This window comes from Haloquadratum walsbyi J07HQW2 (assembly GCF_000415985.1).
Classification (GTDB): Archaea; Halobacteriota; Halobacteria; order Halobacteriales; family Haloferacaceae; genus Haloquadratum; species Haloquadratum walsbyi_B.
Genome location: NZ_KE356561.1, coordinates 3,381,457 through 3,396,726 on the forward strand (window position 1 = coordinate 3,381,457; position 15,270 = coordinate 3,396,726).

General features: G+C 52.5%; 19 protein-coding genes and 1 pseudogene. 10 read left to right on the forward strand and 10 right to left on the reverse strand.

The window, feature by feature from the left end:
- The 3 genes from J07HQW2_RS15725 to J07HQW2_RS15735 form a co-directional block, all read left to right on the forward strand.
- On the forward strand, positions 1–531 hold a 531-nt coding region (locus tag J07HQW2_RS15725), incomplete at its 5' end, for a branched-chain amino acid ABC transporter permease (RefSeq protein WP_021056641.1).
- Complete coding sequence (locus J07HQW2_RS15730; RefSeq protein ID WP_303704254.1) at positions 521–1,285, forward strand: ABC transporter ATP-binding protein; 765 nt, start codon at positions 521–523, stop codon at positions 1,283–1,285. The genes J07HQW2_RS15725 and J07HQW2_RS15730, both read left to right, overlap by 11 nt.
- A 4-nt stretch (positions 1,286–1,289) precedes the next feature.
- Positions 1,290–2,012, forward strand: a complete 723-nt coding sequence (locus J07HQW2_RS15735) for an ABC transporter ATP-binding protein (RefSeq protein WP_021056643.1) — start codon at positions 1,290–1,292, stop codon at positions 2,010–2,012.
- Positions 2,013–2,751: 739 nt separating this feature from the next.
- Here the strand turns inward: J07HQW2_RS15735 and J07HQW2_RS19235 are convergent.
- From J07HQW2_RS19235 to J07HQW2_RS19240, 7 genes and pseudogenes are all read right to left on the reverse strand, one after another.
- Entirely contained in the window at positions 2,752–2,931 is a 180-nt protein-coding gene (locus J07HQW2_RS19235; RefSeq protein ID WP_303704255.1) for a hypothetical protein, read from the reverse strand.
- A gap of 282 nt (positions 2,932–3,213) precedes the next feature.
- Complete coding sequence (locus J07HQW2_RS15740) at positions 3,214–3,801, reverse strand: cysteine hydrolase family protein (RefSeq protein WP_021056645.1); 588 nt, start codon at positions 3,799–3,801, stop codon at positions 3,214–3,216.
- A 3-nt stretch (positions 3,802–3,804) separates the two neighbouring features.
- Positions 3,805–4,629, reverse strand: coding sequence for a YqcI/YcgG family protein (locus tag J07HQW2_RS15745; RefSeq protein WP_021056646.1), 825 nt, complete (start codon positions 4,627–4,629; stop codon positions 3,805–3,807).
- 237 nt (positions 4,630–4,866) lie between these two features.
- Complete coding sequence (locus J07HQW2_RS15750; protein WP_021056647.1) at positions 4,867–5,928, reverse strand: ABC transporter ATP-binding protein; 1,062 nt, start codon at positions 5,926–5,928, stop codon at positions 4,867–4,869.
- Positions 5,925–6,902, reverse strand: a complete 978-nt coding sequence (locus J07HQW2_RS15755; protein WP_021056648.1) for an ABC transporter permease — start codon at positions 6,900–6,902, stop codon at positions 5,925–5,927. Before J07HQW2_RS15755 ends, J07HQW2_RS15750 begins: the two co-directional genes overlap by 4 nt.
- A 57-nt stretch (positions 6,903–6,959) precedes the next feature.
- Positions 6,960–7,763, reverse strand: a pseudogene (locus J07HQW2_RS15760) (extracellular solute-binding protein); the annotation flags it as partial.
- A gap of 8 nt (positions 7,764–7,771) precedes the next feature.
- The gene (locus J07HQW2_RS19240) at positions 7,772–7,996 is read right to left on the reverse strand and encodes a hypothetical protein (protein ID WP_021056650.1); all 225 of its coding nucleotides are present in this window, start codon (positions 7,994–7,996) and stop codon (positions 7,772–7,774) included.
- A gap of 64 nt (positions 7,997–8,060) precedes the next feature.
- Here J07HQW2_RS19240 and J07HQW2_RS15765 point away from each other — a divergent pair, with 64 nt between their 5' ends.
- Entirely contained in the window at positions 8,061–8,750 is a 690-nt protein-coding gene (locus tag J07HQW2_RS15765) for a TOBE domain-containing protein (protein ID WP_021056651.1), read from the forward strand.
- A gap of 184 nt (positions 8,751–8,934) precedes the next feature.
- On the opposite strand, the gene J07HQW2_RS15770 is transcribed toward J07HQW2_RS15765, so the two are convergent.
- On the reverse strand, positions 8,935–9,924 hold the full coding sequence (locus J07HQW2_RS15770) for an HNH endonuclease signature motif containing protein (protein WP_021056652.1): 990 nt from the start codon (positions 9,922–9,924) through the stop codon (positions 8,935–8,937).
- A gap of 222 nt (positions 9,925–10,146) precedes the next feature.
- On the opposite strand from J07HQW2_RS15770, the gene J07HQW2_RS15775 reads away from it, so the two are divergent.
- Complete coding sequence (locus tag J07HQW2_RS15775; RefSeq protein ID WP_021056653.1) at positions 10,147–10,581, forward strand: universal stress protein; 435 nt, start codon at positions 10,147–10,149, stop codon at positions 10,579–10,581.
- Positions 10,582–10,608: 27 nt separating this feature from the next.
- Here J07HQW2_RS15775 and J07HQW2_RS15780 read toward each other — a convergent pair whose 3' ends face one another.
- The gene (locus tag J07HQW2_RS15780; RefSeq protein ID WP_021056654.1) at positions 10,609–11,337 is read right to left on the reverse strand and encodes a TVP38/TMEM64 family protein; all 729 of its coding nucleotides are present in this window, start codon (positions 11,335–11,337) and stop codon (positions 10,609–10,611) included.
- Positions 11,338–11,522: 185 nt separating this feature from the next.
- Positions 11,523–12,026, reverse strand: coding sequence for a hypothetical protein (locus J07HQW2_RS15785; RefSeq protein ID WP_048075344.1), 504 nt, complete (start codon positions 12,024–12,026; stop codon positions 11,523–11,525).
- A 148-nt stretch (positions 12,027–12,174) separates the two neighbouring features.
- Here J07HQW2_RS15785 and J07HQW2_RS19245 point away from each other — a divergent pair, with 148 nt between their 5' ends.
- From J07HQW2_RS19245 to J07HQW2_RS15805, 5 genes are all read left to right on the forward strand, one after another.
- The gene (locus J07HQW2_RS19245; protein ID WP_303704256.1) at positions 12,175–12,351 is read left to right on the forward strand and encodes a hypothetical protein; all 177 of its coding nucleotides are present in this window, start codon (positions 12,175–12,177) and stop codon (positions 12,349–12,351) included.
- The gene (locus tag J07HQW2_RS19250; protein ID WP_303704257.1) at positions 12,338–12,472 is read left to right on the forward strand and encodes a hypothetical protein; all 135 of its coding nucleotides are present in this window, start codon (positions 12,338–12,340) and stop codon (positions 12,470–12,472) included. The genes J07HQW2_RS19245 and J07HQW2_RS19250 overlap by 14 nt, the downstream gene beginning before the upstream one ends.
- Positions 12,473–12,686: 214 nt before the next feature.
- Positions 12,687–13,550: a hypothetical protein gene (locus J07HQW2_RS15795; RefSeq protein ID WP_048075345.1), complete on the forward strand. Its 864-nt coding sequence runs from the start codon at positions 12,687–12,689 to the stop codon at positions 13,548–13,550.
- Positions 13,551–14,333 (forward strand): DUF8168 family protein, encoded by a 783-nt coding sequence (locus J07HQW2_RS15800; RefSeq protein ID WP_048075346.1) that lies wholly within the window; start codon positions 13,551–13,553, stop codon positions 14,331–14,333.
- Positions 14,330–15,265: a hypothetical protein gene (locus tag J07HQW2_RS15805; RefSeq protein WP_048075347.1), complete on the forward strand. Its 936-nt coding sequence runs from the start codon at positions 14,330–14,332 to the stop codon at positions 15,263–15,265. The genes J07HQW2_RS15800 and J07HQW2_RS15805 overlap by 4 nt, the downstream gene beginning before the upstream one ends.
- The last annotated feature ends 5 nt before the right edge of the window (positions 15,266–15,270 follow it).

Consider the following 15,270-nt stretch of genomic DNA (forward strand, 5'->3'; position numbering starts at 1 on the left):
TATTTCTATGTCATGTGGACCTTCGCGCTCGGAACAACCCTGCTCGTCTATCGGCTCCATACCTCGAAGCTCGGTATCTATCTCAAGGCAATCGATATCGATCAGGAACTCGCCGAGAACGCCGGAATAAGTGCGTTCTGGTATAAGATGTATGCGATGGGGCTTAGTTCGTTCGTCGCTGGTGTTGGTGGTGGACTGTTCGCGCAGTATGTGCTATTTATTGAACCGCGAATACTGTTGGAACTTATACGTAACGTTGAGTTCGTGTTAATCCCGGTGATTGGTGGACTTGGAACGGTATTAGGACCAATCGTTGGGGCAGTCGTCTACATCCTCACTCGAGAGTACACTCGCACGTTGCTGGGCGGAACCCAAACTGGACTTAGTTGGGTTATTTTCGGAACGGTGCTCATTCTTGTCGCGGTCTACAGACCAAACGGTCTCATAGGGCGCCGTCCTGTCATCAGCAGTATCAGGACTAATACGGACGAGCAAAAATCAGGCGTTGGGAGTGGGGCAGATGATGACTGAGACACAACGAGTGAACTCAGAGTCAGTGTTGGAAATTGATGGTCTTCGTAAGGAATTTCCGGGTGTCGCTGCTCTCGATGGTGTTTCACTTGAAATTAGAGAGAGAGAAATCGTCGGCATAATCGGACCAAACGGTGCCGGCAAATCGACGCTATTTAATTGTATCATGGGCGTTCATGAACCGACGGATGGAGAGATATATCTCGATAAGAAGACAGATATTACTGGTGAGTTTACTTCTCGAATCGTCCGGAAGGGTGTCTCTAGAGCATTCCAGCAAGCACGTGTTTTCCCTGGATTGACTGTCCGAGAAAACATGGTCGCAAACCAGGATCATGAGGATGAAAACATTGTAACGACGCTATTCAATAGTGCTGAGGCGACCGAGCGTATGAACGACCTCGTGAGGCAGGTTGGACTTTGGGATCTTCGCGATCGGAAAGCTGGCGAACTCTCAACCGGACAAAAAAAATTGCTTACAATCGCAGCGGCACTCATGCAGAACCCGGAAATCGTCATGCTAGATGAGCCGACTGCCGGTGTCAACCCAAACCTGGTCGACGATATCATCGATACCATTATTGATTTGAATCATGATGGGGCGACGTTTTGTATTATTGAACACGATATGGACGTCATCCACACGCTAAGTGACTATGTATACGTCCTTAATAATGGGATGAACCTCACCGAAGGACCGCCTGACGTTGCACTGGATGACCCGGACGTCTTGGAGGCGTACTTCGGAGAATAATATAATGACACTACTATCAGTCGAAGATGTACATGCAGGATATGATGGGTTTCTGGTTCTCAGGGGAGCTTCTCTCACTGTCGATGATGAGGAGATAGTCTGTGTTATTGGTCCAAACGGTGCAGGCAAATCAACATTATTCAAAACGGTATACGGGCTGCTGTCCCCGAACCGTGGCACGATTACATATGATGGTGAGGACATAACAAGCAGAAGTCAAAAGCAGCTACTAAAATCTGGCATCTCTTATGTGCTCCAACGGAATGCTGCATTCCCAGATATGACTGTTAGAGATAATCTCGAATTGGGAGCGTACGTCGCAGGTAGCACCCACGATACTGACGCCGCAATCGAGGATGTGTTTGATATATTCCCTGCACTTCAGGAGTACGCGGACACCCCTGCAGGAAATCTCAGTGGTGGTCAACAACAGATGGTCGAGCTCGGCCGGGGGATGATGCTTGATCCCGACCTTCTCATGCTCGATGAACCAACTGCCGGTCTTGCACCGAAGGCAATCGACATGATCTTCGAAAAGATTGAGGATATAAATGCCCGTGGTGTCACCATCTTGATGATTGAGCAGAATGTCAAAACAGGGGTCAAGCACTCAGATCATGTATTCGTTCTAGAAAACGGGTCTACGCGATTCGATGGCGATGCGGAGAAGATACTCGAACGACCAGAGATACGCGAAGCATATCTCAAGGTCGACCGAGGGCAGTAAGCGCAGAGACTCAATTTTGTTGATGCATCAACCCCACGTTGTGCTGAACCAGGTAATCTTGAACATGAGTTTGCACGACGTTTTAAATTATACCCGTTAGTCGTGTTGTAGGTACACTAGATTAAGATTAAGATACCTATACGATGAACGTCTGAGGCTGTATGATTCTCTTCGCGCTAGTCGCGCGTGTACTCTGTTTGATTTAATCCAGTGTTGTGCGATTTCTATACACCTAGTCTATTAGTTCAGTATTATGCTCAGATGGGACAATCTCCTCAGATATTCAAACTCACATTGAGGGCAGTGGGTATCACGGAACCCGTTTGCTGTCTGGTCCATCTAATACTATTTCATAGCGCTTCATGTTAATAATCTTAAACGTCAGTTTATATATGAATATTTGATATCCATATTGCTGTTTTAGCATCTCGCTTCCAGACATATTTCTAGTCAGATGTCTCAAACACAAGTCCAAATACGGGAACACTCATCTTATGTATCAGTCGATGCCGAGGTGGCTGTCTCTCTCATGTACTCAGCAACGCCGATTCATGATATACAGCAATAGACTGCATGCTCGCATATCAGAACGGTCTAGATCGAACTGAACTACTAGAGAGTCCGTGATTTATAGAGATTCAAGGAGAATCCCTGCGTCTGTCGGCGCAGGACAGGACAGGATAGGCTGAATCCATTATCAGCACAGTGAAGAAACTAGATAACGTATATTGGAACAAGGTCAGGTCGGAACGGAGCGATTCCGACCGACCTTCGGAGGCGGTCTCTCCGCCAGTAATGAGACAGTATCCGAAACGCTCACCGATGGATCACGCAGGCGAGAAGCCTGTGTCTGTGTCTGTGTCAGTGAGGTGAGGTGAGGTGAGAGACACAACGATACCTCTCCCTCTGAGTCTCCCACCGTGTCACTGACTCGCTGTTGGCAAACCAAACATAACAGCAGTGAATCAGTGACACTGACGAGACGATAGGAGAGGAGAGGAGTAACGGTAGTTTGGCACTGCCAGTCAGCCACTGAACTTGAACTGATCACGATGGCTGGGTGAGATGCGTTCCCGTACAGTGACAGCAACCATGGTTGGAAACCTGCCACTCTCAACGCTCGGGATTCCTCCCGCCTTCAGTTCAGGCGGAGGAGGATGTCAAATACTGGGCGACCTCACGCGACCAGCGATGGTCCAACTCACTCCGTTTCAGAATCGTTCCACAATTCCGAGTGAGTGATCAATTCTATTGCTTCCTCGGTCGGTATGACCGTTGCAAATTCATCACTGAGGTGTGCCAGTGCCGTACGGTGGACCATTGGGGCATCAAAGTGTTCATCACTCAATTGACGGTCAAATGTCGCTGTTGCATCTGCAATGACATATGTATTGAATCCGCGATTTTCAGCCATTCTGACCGTCGTTGATACACAGTGATCAGTTGTTAACCCACAGACGATGAGGGTATCATACCCATGATTATCGAGCCACTGCTGTAACCCGGTATCGATGAATGCCCCATTGACTCGCTTGACGAATGTAGCCTCGTCGTCTGCTGGAGAGAGTTCAGATTTGAATTGAAATCCAGGTGTACCTTCTCGTAGAGGCGAATCTGATTCGGTTGAGTTATGTCGAACATGAGCGACCGGGCAGTCACGCTCTCGCCAGGTTGATAATAATCGTACTGCGTTCGATTCGGCGTCAGGATTATTACGAGTTCCCCATCCAGCACCGTCGAAGCCTTGTTGAAAATCAACTAACAACAGTACTGGCTGTGTGGACGACATGGATTATCTGGGGGAGGCCGAGAGTTTCTTTTCATCTCGGAGACGATCTGACTTTGGGTGGTCACGGGTAATATTGATCGGACACTCATCTGGGGTCTGTTCCTCGGATTCTGAAAGCATATATTGATGCCACTCCCGGTCTTCCTCAACACCCCAGTCACCAAGATCTGCATGTGGGCAGACGCCATCATAATCTTCCAGACGATCTTGAATGACATCTCGGGCGTGCTGTCCGCCAGAGGTGTCGCCGGTCACTCCAAGATTTTTGAATAAAGCCCGTGGTTGGAAGGTGATTTCGAGACCAATCGGGCAGTAACGACTCTTACGCGTCTCATAAAACGGTGCTCGACAGGTCGGGAACATCGGTACGCCAGCAAAGGAAAACTCCCAATGGGGATCATCTGGGTTCGTCGGAATATCTTCAGGCCATGGCTCAGGGTCGTGGATATGGAGGAACTGAAGAATATGCCATAGTATCTCGTTATACTCGGCTTCTGAGAGATCCTCTTCAGGAGGTCTGAAGAACGTGACTAGTGATGCACGGTCGTTATAATCCTGATACATGTCGAGATATGAGATTAGTGTCCGACCTAGATCTAGTAGTGCATCCTTATCGCTTGTTGAAGAGACCGCAGTGTAAAGTGGGTCGCCGTTGGCGACGGATTCAGCACCGAAATAGCAAGGAAATGGTGACTCATTCCGCTCGCCGAGAAGTCCATCTCGGAAACTGTTCCAGTGGGCAGCGACCCAGTCAGGCGCTGCTCCCGATTCAACACGGTTCTCAACAGTCGCTTGTGTTTGGAGGTTACCGGCGACCCGATCCGTCATACTAGAGTGTGGCTACCGGATGAATATTTACTTACTGATATCAACCGGATGTCGTAGCACAACGCGAACTCACTCGCTGTTGAGGATCTAATAATGCAGTCCCGCTTACTGAAGCATAGTTCATGATGATGGTCTATAATCCGTGTTAGATACCTAAGAGTGCCCAGATCAGATTGATTGAACGCTTCATCAGTATCAATTAACAGATTCTTGATACAACTGGAACTGAGTCTCTCACTAACAGGGATGAAGACGGTCACGGGGAAACGATAGCATGAGTTCTGTGCCGACAGTTGGTGGTGAGGAAGCAAACGTTTCAATAGTTACATTATCAAATGCGACCGTCACCCGATTCGTTGCATCCTCATGTACGACGCGCTCGACGGTCCCAGACAAATCCCCATTGGTGTCATCAAGTGTAATCGCCTCAGGTCTAATGGCAACGTGGGTCGTGACGTTGATGTCAATATTATTGATATTGTTATTGTCGGCGTTCTTCTTACCGTGATCAATTGGACTCCGACTGCTTCCGTCGAAGCGTGCCTGTGGCTTGGTATCATTGGCAAGAGTGCGACGCAGAGCAGGTGCTGTTGAGAGGTCGATAACGTTTGATCCGGTGAATCGGGCAACCATTGGCGATTGCGGGTGCTCAAACACGTCCTCAGGCGTTCCACGTTGGATAACATCTCCATGCTGCATCACGATAATGTGGTCGGCGATGGCACGAGCGGTTGTGCGGTTATGCGTCACATACACTGCAGTCACGTCGGTAAGTATGTCGGCGAGGTCATCTCGTAGAGTCTTCCGGGTCGGGACATCAAGTGCTGCCAACGGCTCATCAAGAAGCATCACAGAGGGGCGAATTGCAAGTGCCCGGGCGAGAGCAACCCGTTGTTTCTCTCCACCTGATAATGTCGGTGGGTTCCTGTCTGCGAGATGTGCAACCCCGAGTTCAGCGAGTAGAGCATCAGCATCACGTGAGGACTCCCGGTACTGGGTACCGTAGTTAACATTGTCTCGAACAGTCATGTGCGGGAACAGTGCGTAATCTTGGAATACAAAGCCGAATCCTCGTTTTTCAGGTGGCTGGTCTGTAATATCCGTTCGATTTGTTCTCACTATTCCAGTGTGTTGATGGAAGCCAGCAATCGTCTCCAATAGCAATGTCTTGCCGCTCCCACTCGGACCGAGTATAACACAGGTCTCACCGGCGTCAACCTCCATCGCGGCATCGACAGTAAACGGCTCCGCACCGTCGGCAGTGAACGTCGAGCGGATATCAGCACTGAGGTGAGTCACGGCATTCCACCGCCTGTTCCATCATCAATCAAATAACGCACAATGAGGAAGATTACTGCTGAGACCGCTAGGAGTAAGAACGCGACCGCTCCACTCTCTTCGAGACCGCCCTGCAGGTACGTGTTGTATACAAATACAGGTGCGTGCTGTGCGGTCACTTCCGTGCCTGCGAAGGGGTAAAAGAAGCTTACAGAGTACGCAACAACGGCGACGGCACCAAATTCAGAGACGGCGCGAGCCCACGCGAGCAAACCGCCAGTGATCATTCCCCGAACAGCGAGCGGACCGGTCACTCGTCGGAACGTCTCCCACTGATTAGCACCGTGGATTCGGGAGGCATATTCAAGTCGATCGTCAATGCTTTCGAACGCCTCGCGGGTGGCGTTGACTGCATACGGGGCTGAGACGAACGCTAATGCCAACACCATCCCGACCATCGTTCCAAGCACCGAGAGCTGTGGAAAAGCCCCGCCCTTCCCAAAGCCGAACAAAATGATGATACCTGCGACAGAGTGTGGAACGACCAAGGGAAGGTCAACCAGACTTTCAACGAGTGGCTGACCGGGGAATCCCTTCGCTAGCAGATGTGCTAATGGAACACCACCTAATAGACTGAGCAGCGCTGCCAACAAGGGAGCATACACCCCGAGATATAGCACGCGTTGGACATCCGGGTCCAGTGCCTTCTCGATAATGAGCGATGGAGTCTGTCTGGCGAGAAAGATGAATAACGGTAGACTCAGTACAACCATGAGCAGACTACCGGCGGTTGCCGTTGCAATAGTAAATGGAGTCCCATCGAGTGCGTACGCGGTGGTCGCTGCGCTGCCCACGATAAAATAAACGTACCAGGTCGGCTTTCCAATCGAGTAGGCAGCAGCAAATACCAGTAGCTGAATGAGCGTGAATAAAACAACCAATGGTAGCCGCCCGACAGCGGTGATCTCGAATTGGGATTCAGTCTCTGTCGCCATGATATATGAGTCTGAATATGTCGTGCATCGATATCGATACGCTGTTGATATAGATCATCAAGGCTCCAGTGGACCGAGTGTACTCTGTGCACTGGCGACATCCATCACACTGTCAGGGACGGCATCCTCAGAACTCGCAGGGACAACAACCGGGTCGACAGGGGCGAGCCCTTGCTCGTCAAGTATCGCCTGTCCCGGTTCGGTCGCAAAGTGCTTGACCCACTGAGTGCCACGACCTGGTGCTCTGGCGTTACTTGGTACAGTTAGTCCGTATGCAATTGGTGCGCCGGTGAAGGTGCCACTTTTTGTCTCGACTTCAGCTTTCGCATAGTGCTGAGCGTGCTCGTTGGTCACCTGTGAGAGGTCGACCTCCGGTTGAAGATCGATGTAGGGGAGCCCAGAAGTAGCCGAAATAGATTGATAATACAGCACATAATCGAGGTCACCCGATTCAAGTTGCCATTCAAGATTTATCTCGGTGCCCGTCGGAATTGTGGTGTTGCTCATCAGTGTGTCGAGCGTTGATTCATCATAGAGTCGTTCGCCGTCAAACTCCTCAGCACCTAACTGTAGCATCATCACCGCGCGGTAACCACCGGGATCAATTGCTGGATCTGAATGACCAATCGTAATATCATCCCGTGAGAGTACTTCCCACCAGTTATCCTTAGAAATGTCCTCTGCGCCGGGAGAGTTTTCTCGATACTGGATTGACATCGAGTTTGTCGTGAAAATGGCATACCAATCGCCATAGTCGGGAAGCACTCGGTTGCGAATAAGCCGGAAATCAGATGTTCCGAGCACGTCCGCCGATCGTCTCTGTTGGGTAATCTTTTGTGTTGAGGCGACTGATCCCTTTGCCTCCCGAGTTACATCAACATCAAATTGATTTTCAAAATCAGCTCGGCAGCTGAGAACGGCGGTGCAAGTGACCCTGCATGAAAAATCGTCATCGAGTCAGCCAGTGAACTCCCGGTTGGATTGGCAGCCAACGTGGTGTCATCGTTATCACCACCGGTGCAACCCACGAGACCAACTGCCGTTGCAGTTGCGCCACTCGCCAGGAACGCCCGGCGAGTTCGATATGTTGTCATTGATATATCGCCGTTGTTCCAACATTGACATAACTGTTTTGCTCTCTGCGAATCTTAACCTAGTATGAAAGCAGGCTTCGATGCACAGCTTCGCGCAGAAAGTGTGAAATTCACACAGAAAGACGCCTCACTTCTTGAAACAGTGGACGAGATTGGGTCCATTCATCAAGCCGCCGATGAACTCGGTCGATCATATTCTCGCTCACACCAGCGGATCACCGCACTCGAAGATGCATTTGGGACGCTCGTTGAACGACAGCGTGGAGGGTCTGATGGCGGTGGAAGCACGCTGACCAAGACCGCACGTGAGTTACTCTCTCGATTTGACCGACTTCGGATGGGGTATTCATCGGTTGCAGAAACCACCGAAGCAGTATTAGATGGGACTGTTATCACACGAACCGGCGAACTTGGGACTGTGTCAACCGCTGCTGGTGCAGTGCGGGCAATCGTCCCCACAGAGACTGACACGGTACAGGTGAGTCTTCGCGCTGATGCAGTCACACTACATGACCCAGATGAGACGCCAACAGAGAATGCAATGAGTGCTCGAAACCGATTCGACGGGCACGTGCACAGTATCGACCGTGGCAATTCGATTTCGCTAGTTTCCGTCGATGTTGAAGCCGAAGATCATCTGTATGCCCTTGTCACCGAGGAAAGTCGAAAGCGACTCAAAATCGAACCGGAGCGTCAGATCGTTGCATCGTTCAAAGCAACCGCAACCCGTGCAACCCCGAGAAACACGAGCTAACGATATCTCGGTTTTGAATAGACTGTAAAATAACATGCATTCTGTGAGTGACCCATCCAGAATCAGACCCTCAATCCTGTTACTCTGCTATGTTCACAGCGAGAACAGCGCGGAAGCCCACGGTTTCAGCCGTGGGTAACTGACACAATCTCATCGTCTCTCGGCGAGTGCTATACGATGTGCGTTATATCCATCCAACCTCATCATTACGAGCAGCGAGATGTGCAGGATCAATATCGCTAGCTGACAGTGGGAGTTGTTCACCGGTCTTATCGAGAATCGTCCGCTGAAGAAGTGTACTATTGGTATCAAATTCTGGATTGACACGAAGTCGAAAATCCCTATCAATGGTGAATACTGCATTATCAAACGCCGCATGATGGGTTTTACTCAATGGAAGAACGTTCCTGATATCTCCGCGGTACGTTGGATATTCAGCCCATGGACGCACATGTGCAACATCGAGTAATGCCGGCTGGTCAACACCTGAAATAGGGCATTCACTCTCATGTTGATGTAGCACAGTCGCTCGAAACTCTGGGTCAACCGACCGTGTTGTGGTGACTGTCGTATACTCTGCTGTGTCAGCGATCTCTATAGTCGTGTTGTCAGGATCATAATCTGCACTCCATGTATCGATTGCATTGTCAGTGATTGTTTTCCCAACACTAGTGAGCGTGTATATCTCATCTTGTCGAGCAACAAGACCCATACTTCGAAGCCAGTTCACGCGTTGTAGTGCCATATCGGTCTGATTGGGATCCCAGCCGAGTTCAGGGTGTGTCTTTAGCTGTTGGTCGTTGATCGACCCGATTGTCATCGATCTCTCACGGAGGGCGTACAGAAGACTCCGGAGTCCAACATTCCGTCTTGATAATATGGTAAAGAGCGTCTCCATCTCCCGATTCTCATCGTATCTTCTACCTGCTTGTCCTCGGTACCACCGACCATCGCATTGTGTGAGTATCTCAATCGTATCGAGATACCGGATTCGTCGAAGGATTGACTCTCGGCTTGAAACACGAGAGAAGTACTCGCGATGCCATGACACAAACATATCTGTATCGGGATGGGTACGCCGGACCGTATCGATAATCGCATCGAGCGTGTCGACATAATTTGTTGCCCCTCCAAACATCGGGACAATACTTCGAATACGAGATGTGTCCGACATGACTGGTGTTACTTTCTGTTTATGATGCTACACGTATCATATTTTGTGCTCAGTTCAAGCCATACTGATCAATATACACGATATCGCCTGTTCTATTCTAGGCTATCTCAGATTAAAAAGAGACATAACCGTGAAGTCACAGCGGAAACAGCGCGGAAGCCCACGGTTTTAGCCGTGGGTAACTGACACACTATTACCGACCGATAGCAAACATCAACGCGAATGTATGAAACAATTCTCGTCCCAACAGACGGTAGCCAGGGAGCGGACGCGGTTGTCGAACATGCCGTTGATATCGCAAGTAGATATGATGCAACACTACATGTTTTGTATGTAGTCGATGTCCGAATGAATCCTATCAGTACAGAAATGGACCGCGATGAGGTTATCCAGTCAATTGATCAATCAGGTGAGAGGCCGACAACTCCGATTCTAGATCAAGCTGAACAAAGGATGATCCCAACGACTGAAGCGATTCGGCTTGGTGTCCCACATGAGATCATTCGTGAGTACGCTGAAAAAGAAGATATTAATCTCGTGGTCATGGGAACGCATGGTCGGAGTGGTCTTGAACATACACTCTTGGGCAGCACAACAGAACGGGTTGTCCGTACCGTTGATCTGCCAGTGTTCACAATCCCTCTCAACACGGACTAATGACTACATCGATACGATGGTCACTCATCAAGAACTGTCCTCGAACAAGCGGATAATCGGGTCGCGATTCAGATATCCGGCTACGGAGATCACAACAAGAATGACCGCAAGCACCGTAGCAGTTGGAATCTGGTCGGTGCCAAGTAGATCACCGACAACATTGACGAAGAAGAATGCCGGTGTCCGTCCAATTACGGCGAGAATGATGAGTTGCCACAGTGGAATGTTGGTAAGTCCGCCAACAAAACAGAGAATATCATCCGGGAGTCCCGGAATCAGAAAAAAGAAAAATAACGCAGGGTGACCGTGATCATTGCTGACTGTATCGAACCGAGCAAGTGTCTCTTCGTGGATAATGGTCTCAACGTACGCACGACCGTATCGTCGGGATATCCAGAACGCTATCGTGCTTCCGATGGTGATTCCAATCATATTGTACAACGTTCCCCACCATACGCCGAAGAGATAGCCAGCGACAACTGCAAGAACCTGTCCAGGAATCGGTGCAGCAACGACCTGCAGTGCTTGAAACCCAATTAGTGCGCCGGGTGCTAAAATACCATATCCTCGGATAAACTCACGCAGAGCCTGCGCATCGGTCAGGAAGCTAAATTGGCGTTGAATAAAAATAGTCGCAATGGCAAACACGAACCCAAGCACGAATATGTGGATCAGGAAGCGCCGCTTGCTTCGGGGTGATGCAAAGACTCGGGTCTTTGTCAGCCAGATGCGTAATCGATCGAGAGTGGTATCCATAGATTTTGATAGGTGTACAGTTGATATATCTTATATTTTCGACAGTTGTGTATGAGAGTCCGTGTCTAGGTTATGATACTAACTACACCTGAAGGGTATAATTCATATGGACATCAGCTCCCATCATAACAGTAGTTGGCAATATACTCAATATTATTCAATCTCAGTTCCTTCGGCGAACAGAGTTAGGAGTAAAATTTCACCGGGAGCGACACAACCGTGATCGGCGTGTTTGTGCCGACAAGAGCCAGCGTAGCGAACTTCCAGGCGTAAGCGTAGTTGCGTCCCGCCTTCGTCCCCGAGACCCACTCGGGAATCTCACCGTCTTCGTACTTGCCGAACCAGGGCCACGGCGTCACGTCGATGGCGACTTCCACCGTGTCCCCGAAGTAGTCGGACTCCTCTTCGAGCAACTGGATCATCGACTCGTTCGCCGCCAGGTACATCGACATGATTTCCCTACGGTCGGACTTCGAGACGTGGGTGAGGAAGTTCCGACGCTTCGGCGGTTCTCTGCTCCACATCCAAGGTTTGCCCTCAATCACCTCTTGGGATGTCTCCATGGTCGTCCCGTGGAGACAGGCGACATCGAGCAGCTTGAACATCAAATGCTTCTCGTGAGTAACGTTGTTGGCGCGCTTGAACTGGAGGAACTTCAGTGCCTTCTGCCGGAGATCGCGTGTGATCACCTGGAGGTCACGTGGTCCTTCCCCATCAGAGGCAAGAGTTCCTCGTGCTTCGTGCCCTGAACGAAGTCTATTATGTCGTCTCGAATTCGGGTGAAATACGGCTGGAAAAGGTCTTCTACGTCATCTTGATACCGAGAGAGTTGCGCAAGTGAGATACTGGTCTGAAGGCGTCTGGCTGGACATCGAAGCGAAAGGAGAGGAAACCGTCCGTTCTGGTCTGCTAGCCGGTCTGACAAGCGATCAAGCGCGAGAACTGGCGACGATGGTACATCAAGCTGCCGAAGAACTCGACCGTCGTCGGGAGAGGAACGATGCAGACCAGTGACGCCCGCGTGACGGCCCGGATCGTCCGCACCGATGATGGCCAGATCTTCACGGAGTACGAGGTCGGCGGAGTCGCGGTGAGTTCCACCGACGCAGTGGAGGCGATGCTCAGCGCTCGCTGACTGACGTTTAGACCTATCTGACTCATGAGCCCGGTTCAAGACGCGTACGTCGGGAAACCCACACCCACCAGCGGCGACGGTCCGGGGATGTCCTCGGCCGTCGGCAGGCCGCGGGGAGAAAACGCGTACGACGGGGTTCGACTCCCCGAACGGGTAATCCGGGTGGCGACCGAGCGCCACCGAATCGACCGATAATCAGCTGCAATACCAAACCATGATTGAAGACATCGACCGCGACGTATTCGTGCGAATCCAAACCGACCTGCTGGTGGTCGGGGACAGCATCATGACCGACAGACACCACGCCTCGAACGGCAACTACGAGGACGACGACCCGCAGAACCAGATCGGCGGCATCATCCCTGCCTTCCCGCTCTCGGGCTGGCTACGTCACGGGATGGAGTGCGTCGTCTCCGAGAACGACGGTACCGCCTGCCATCCCGGGGAGTCGAACGCGAACTTCATGAAAGAAGATGTTTACGAGCGTGACCTCAACGACGGCTATCACGAGAAGGGCACGTGCGTCGGAGACCCGAAAGAAGACGACGGCTGCGTGATCTTCGACCTCTTCGGCGGCTTCGGCAATCAACCGGGGAAAATGATGCGTCGCCCGATCAAATTCAACCCCGTCCGCTCCAGCGTGGACTACACGCGGGGGCAAGCAGAGGGCCACTACCGGCGTCTCAACCGGAACGTCGTCTCCCGAAACCAGGAGGACAACCGCGAACCGCTCCGGAACACAGAGATCGACGCCGTGGCGAATCTGGACGGCTGCTGGCACCTCTCCTTCCGAGAGGTGAAACCCGAGTTCATCGGCCTACTTGCCGAAGGCATCGACTTCCTCAATGGGCACAAGACGGACTTCATGCACCAGCTCGGTGGCGCACGGAACTTCGGCGCGGGGATCGTCGATTGTCATCTCATCAATCCGCTGTACGAGGAGCGCGAACTGAAGCGCGTCTTCGACCGCGGGAAAAGCAACACGAACAACATGGACGAGAAAGACGACGAATGGGCCGAAGAGTATCGCCCGGCGTTCGTGGAGGCGCTGGAAGAGCGTATCGCGGAGGGGCCGTAGATGGCCGAGGATGCCACCCTCAGTGACTTCCAGGGCGACGGTGGCCAGGACGGGATGGTCGCCGCGTACCGCCACGATGCTCACAAGCTGAACGGCGAAACGCACGACTACGCGCCCGACACCTTCCACGGCGTACCGGTGAACCAGACCGTCCCGCACGGCGCGGACGGCGACGCGTCGGCGCTCTCACGACCCAACGGGAAGCCCGAACAGACGGTAGACAACCACGAGACGCACTACCGGCTGTCGCTGCTCACCGGGGAGTCGCACTACGACCCCGAGGAGTTCTCACGCCCGCGCCTCTCTGAGGCTGTCAGTGACCTGCTGACGGGTTCGGACCCCGAGGCGATGCATCAAGCGTGGCTCACGTCGGACGTAGCGAGCGGCTTCAACGAGAGCATCTACCACCCGTACACGAGCTTGAAGTACCACACGCTGCTCGTGGCGGCGCTCTTGGACAACTACCGCGCCGGTCACGAATTCGCCGATCTCCTCCTGGTCGTGGACGATGCCGAGGAGATCGTGCCCCACCGGACGGTCTACGCTGGCGACCGCTTCGCGCTCCGAATCGACGAGAGCGCGGGCGGGAATCCGTGGGCGCGCCTTGGAAGCCGCCTGTGGCGCTCGTGGGCGTCGGCGTGGAAGCGCCTGACTGCGCACCCGCTCAATGTCAATCACGACAAGCACGACATGGTGCTCAATGCGAACCTCCGGCGGATCTGGAGTTGGAGCACCGCGCTCCAGTACATCGAGGATTTCGAAATCCGGAGGGAGAACGCGTGACCCGCATCCAGCAGGTTCATTGGGAACTCGACATGGACTACCTCGGGCACCCCTACTACGTCAGCGGGAACGCGATCTACCACGCGCTCGGGATGCAACTGGAGCACGACGTCCACCAGCACATCAACGCGAGTCACGGGATGTTCGTTCCCGGCCAGTTCGGGACGTTCCCTGAGGAACACAGCGAGTCGGGCATTCGCCCGTACATGGGGTCGTCGCTTCCTGACATCGAAAGCTACGACGACCTGTTCCTGTTCCGGCATCCCGACCATCCGTGGCTGCTCGATACCCGACCCCGCGACGGCCTGAACGTCCACGATATCCGGTTCCAGAGCGGGATGCCGGCGCTGGCTCACGAGACAATCATGGGCCGGCCCGACGACGCTCGGAAGCAGCAGCAGACCACGCGCTGGTACGTAAACGCCTACTTGCACGCCGATGACCCGAACGTTCTACCCCTCTGCGAGGACGTGCTTGACGGCCTCCAGTTCGGCGGCAAACGGAACTACGGCTACGGGACGACCACGCTGAAAGACAAGCAGGTAGTGGACCTGGAGGCGTTGGACTACTCGCGTCTCGAAGACAGCGAGGCGTTCATCCTCGAACTCGTGACGCCGTTCGTCCTCCGGTCGGAGTACCCGAAGGCGAACAACGTGGACGTGCCCTGGTGGTGGAGCGTAGATGCCGAAGCGCAGCTGCGCCACCGCCTGGAGAAGGTCATTGAGGGCGGCGACGTGTACGAGTTGGAGACGATCGATCACGGCGTGGTCGTCGGCTACGACGGCGACCGGCCGGTGGAGACTGCGATGTCCGGGCTCACCCGGGTCGGGAACCACTCGAAGTACGGCTTCGGAGAGGTTCGAGTGAAGCCTGTCGCTCCAGATGAAACCAACGTCAAGAAACAGATAGAAAAGCCGAAATCGGAGCACTGACAAAC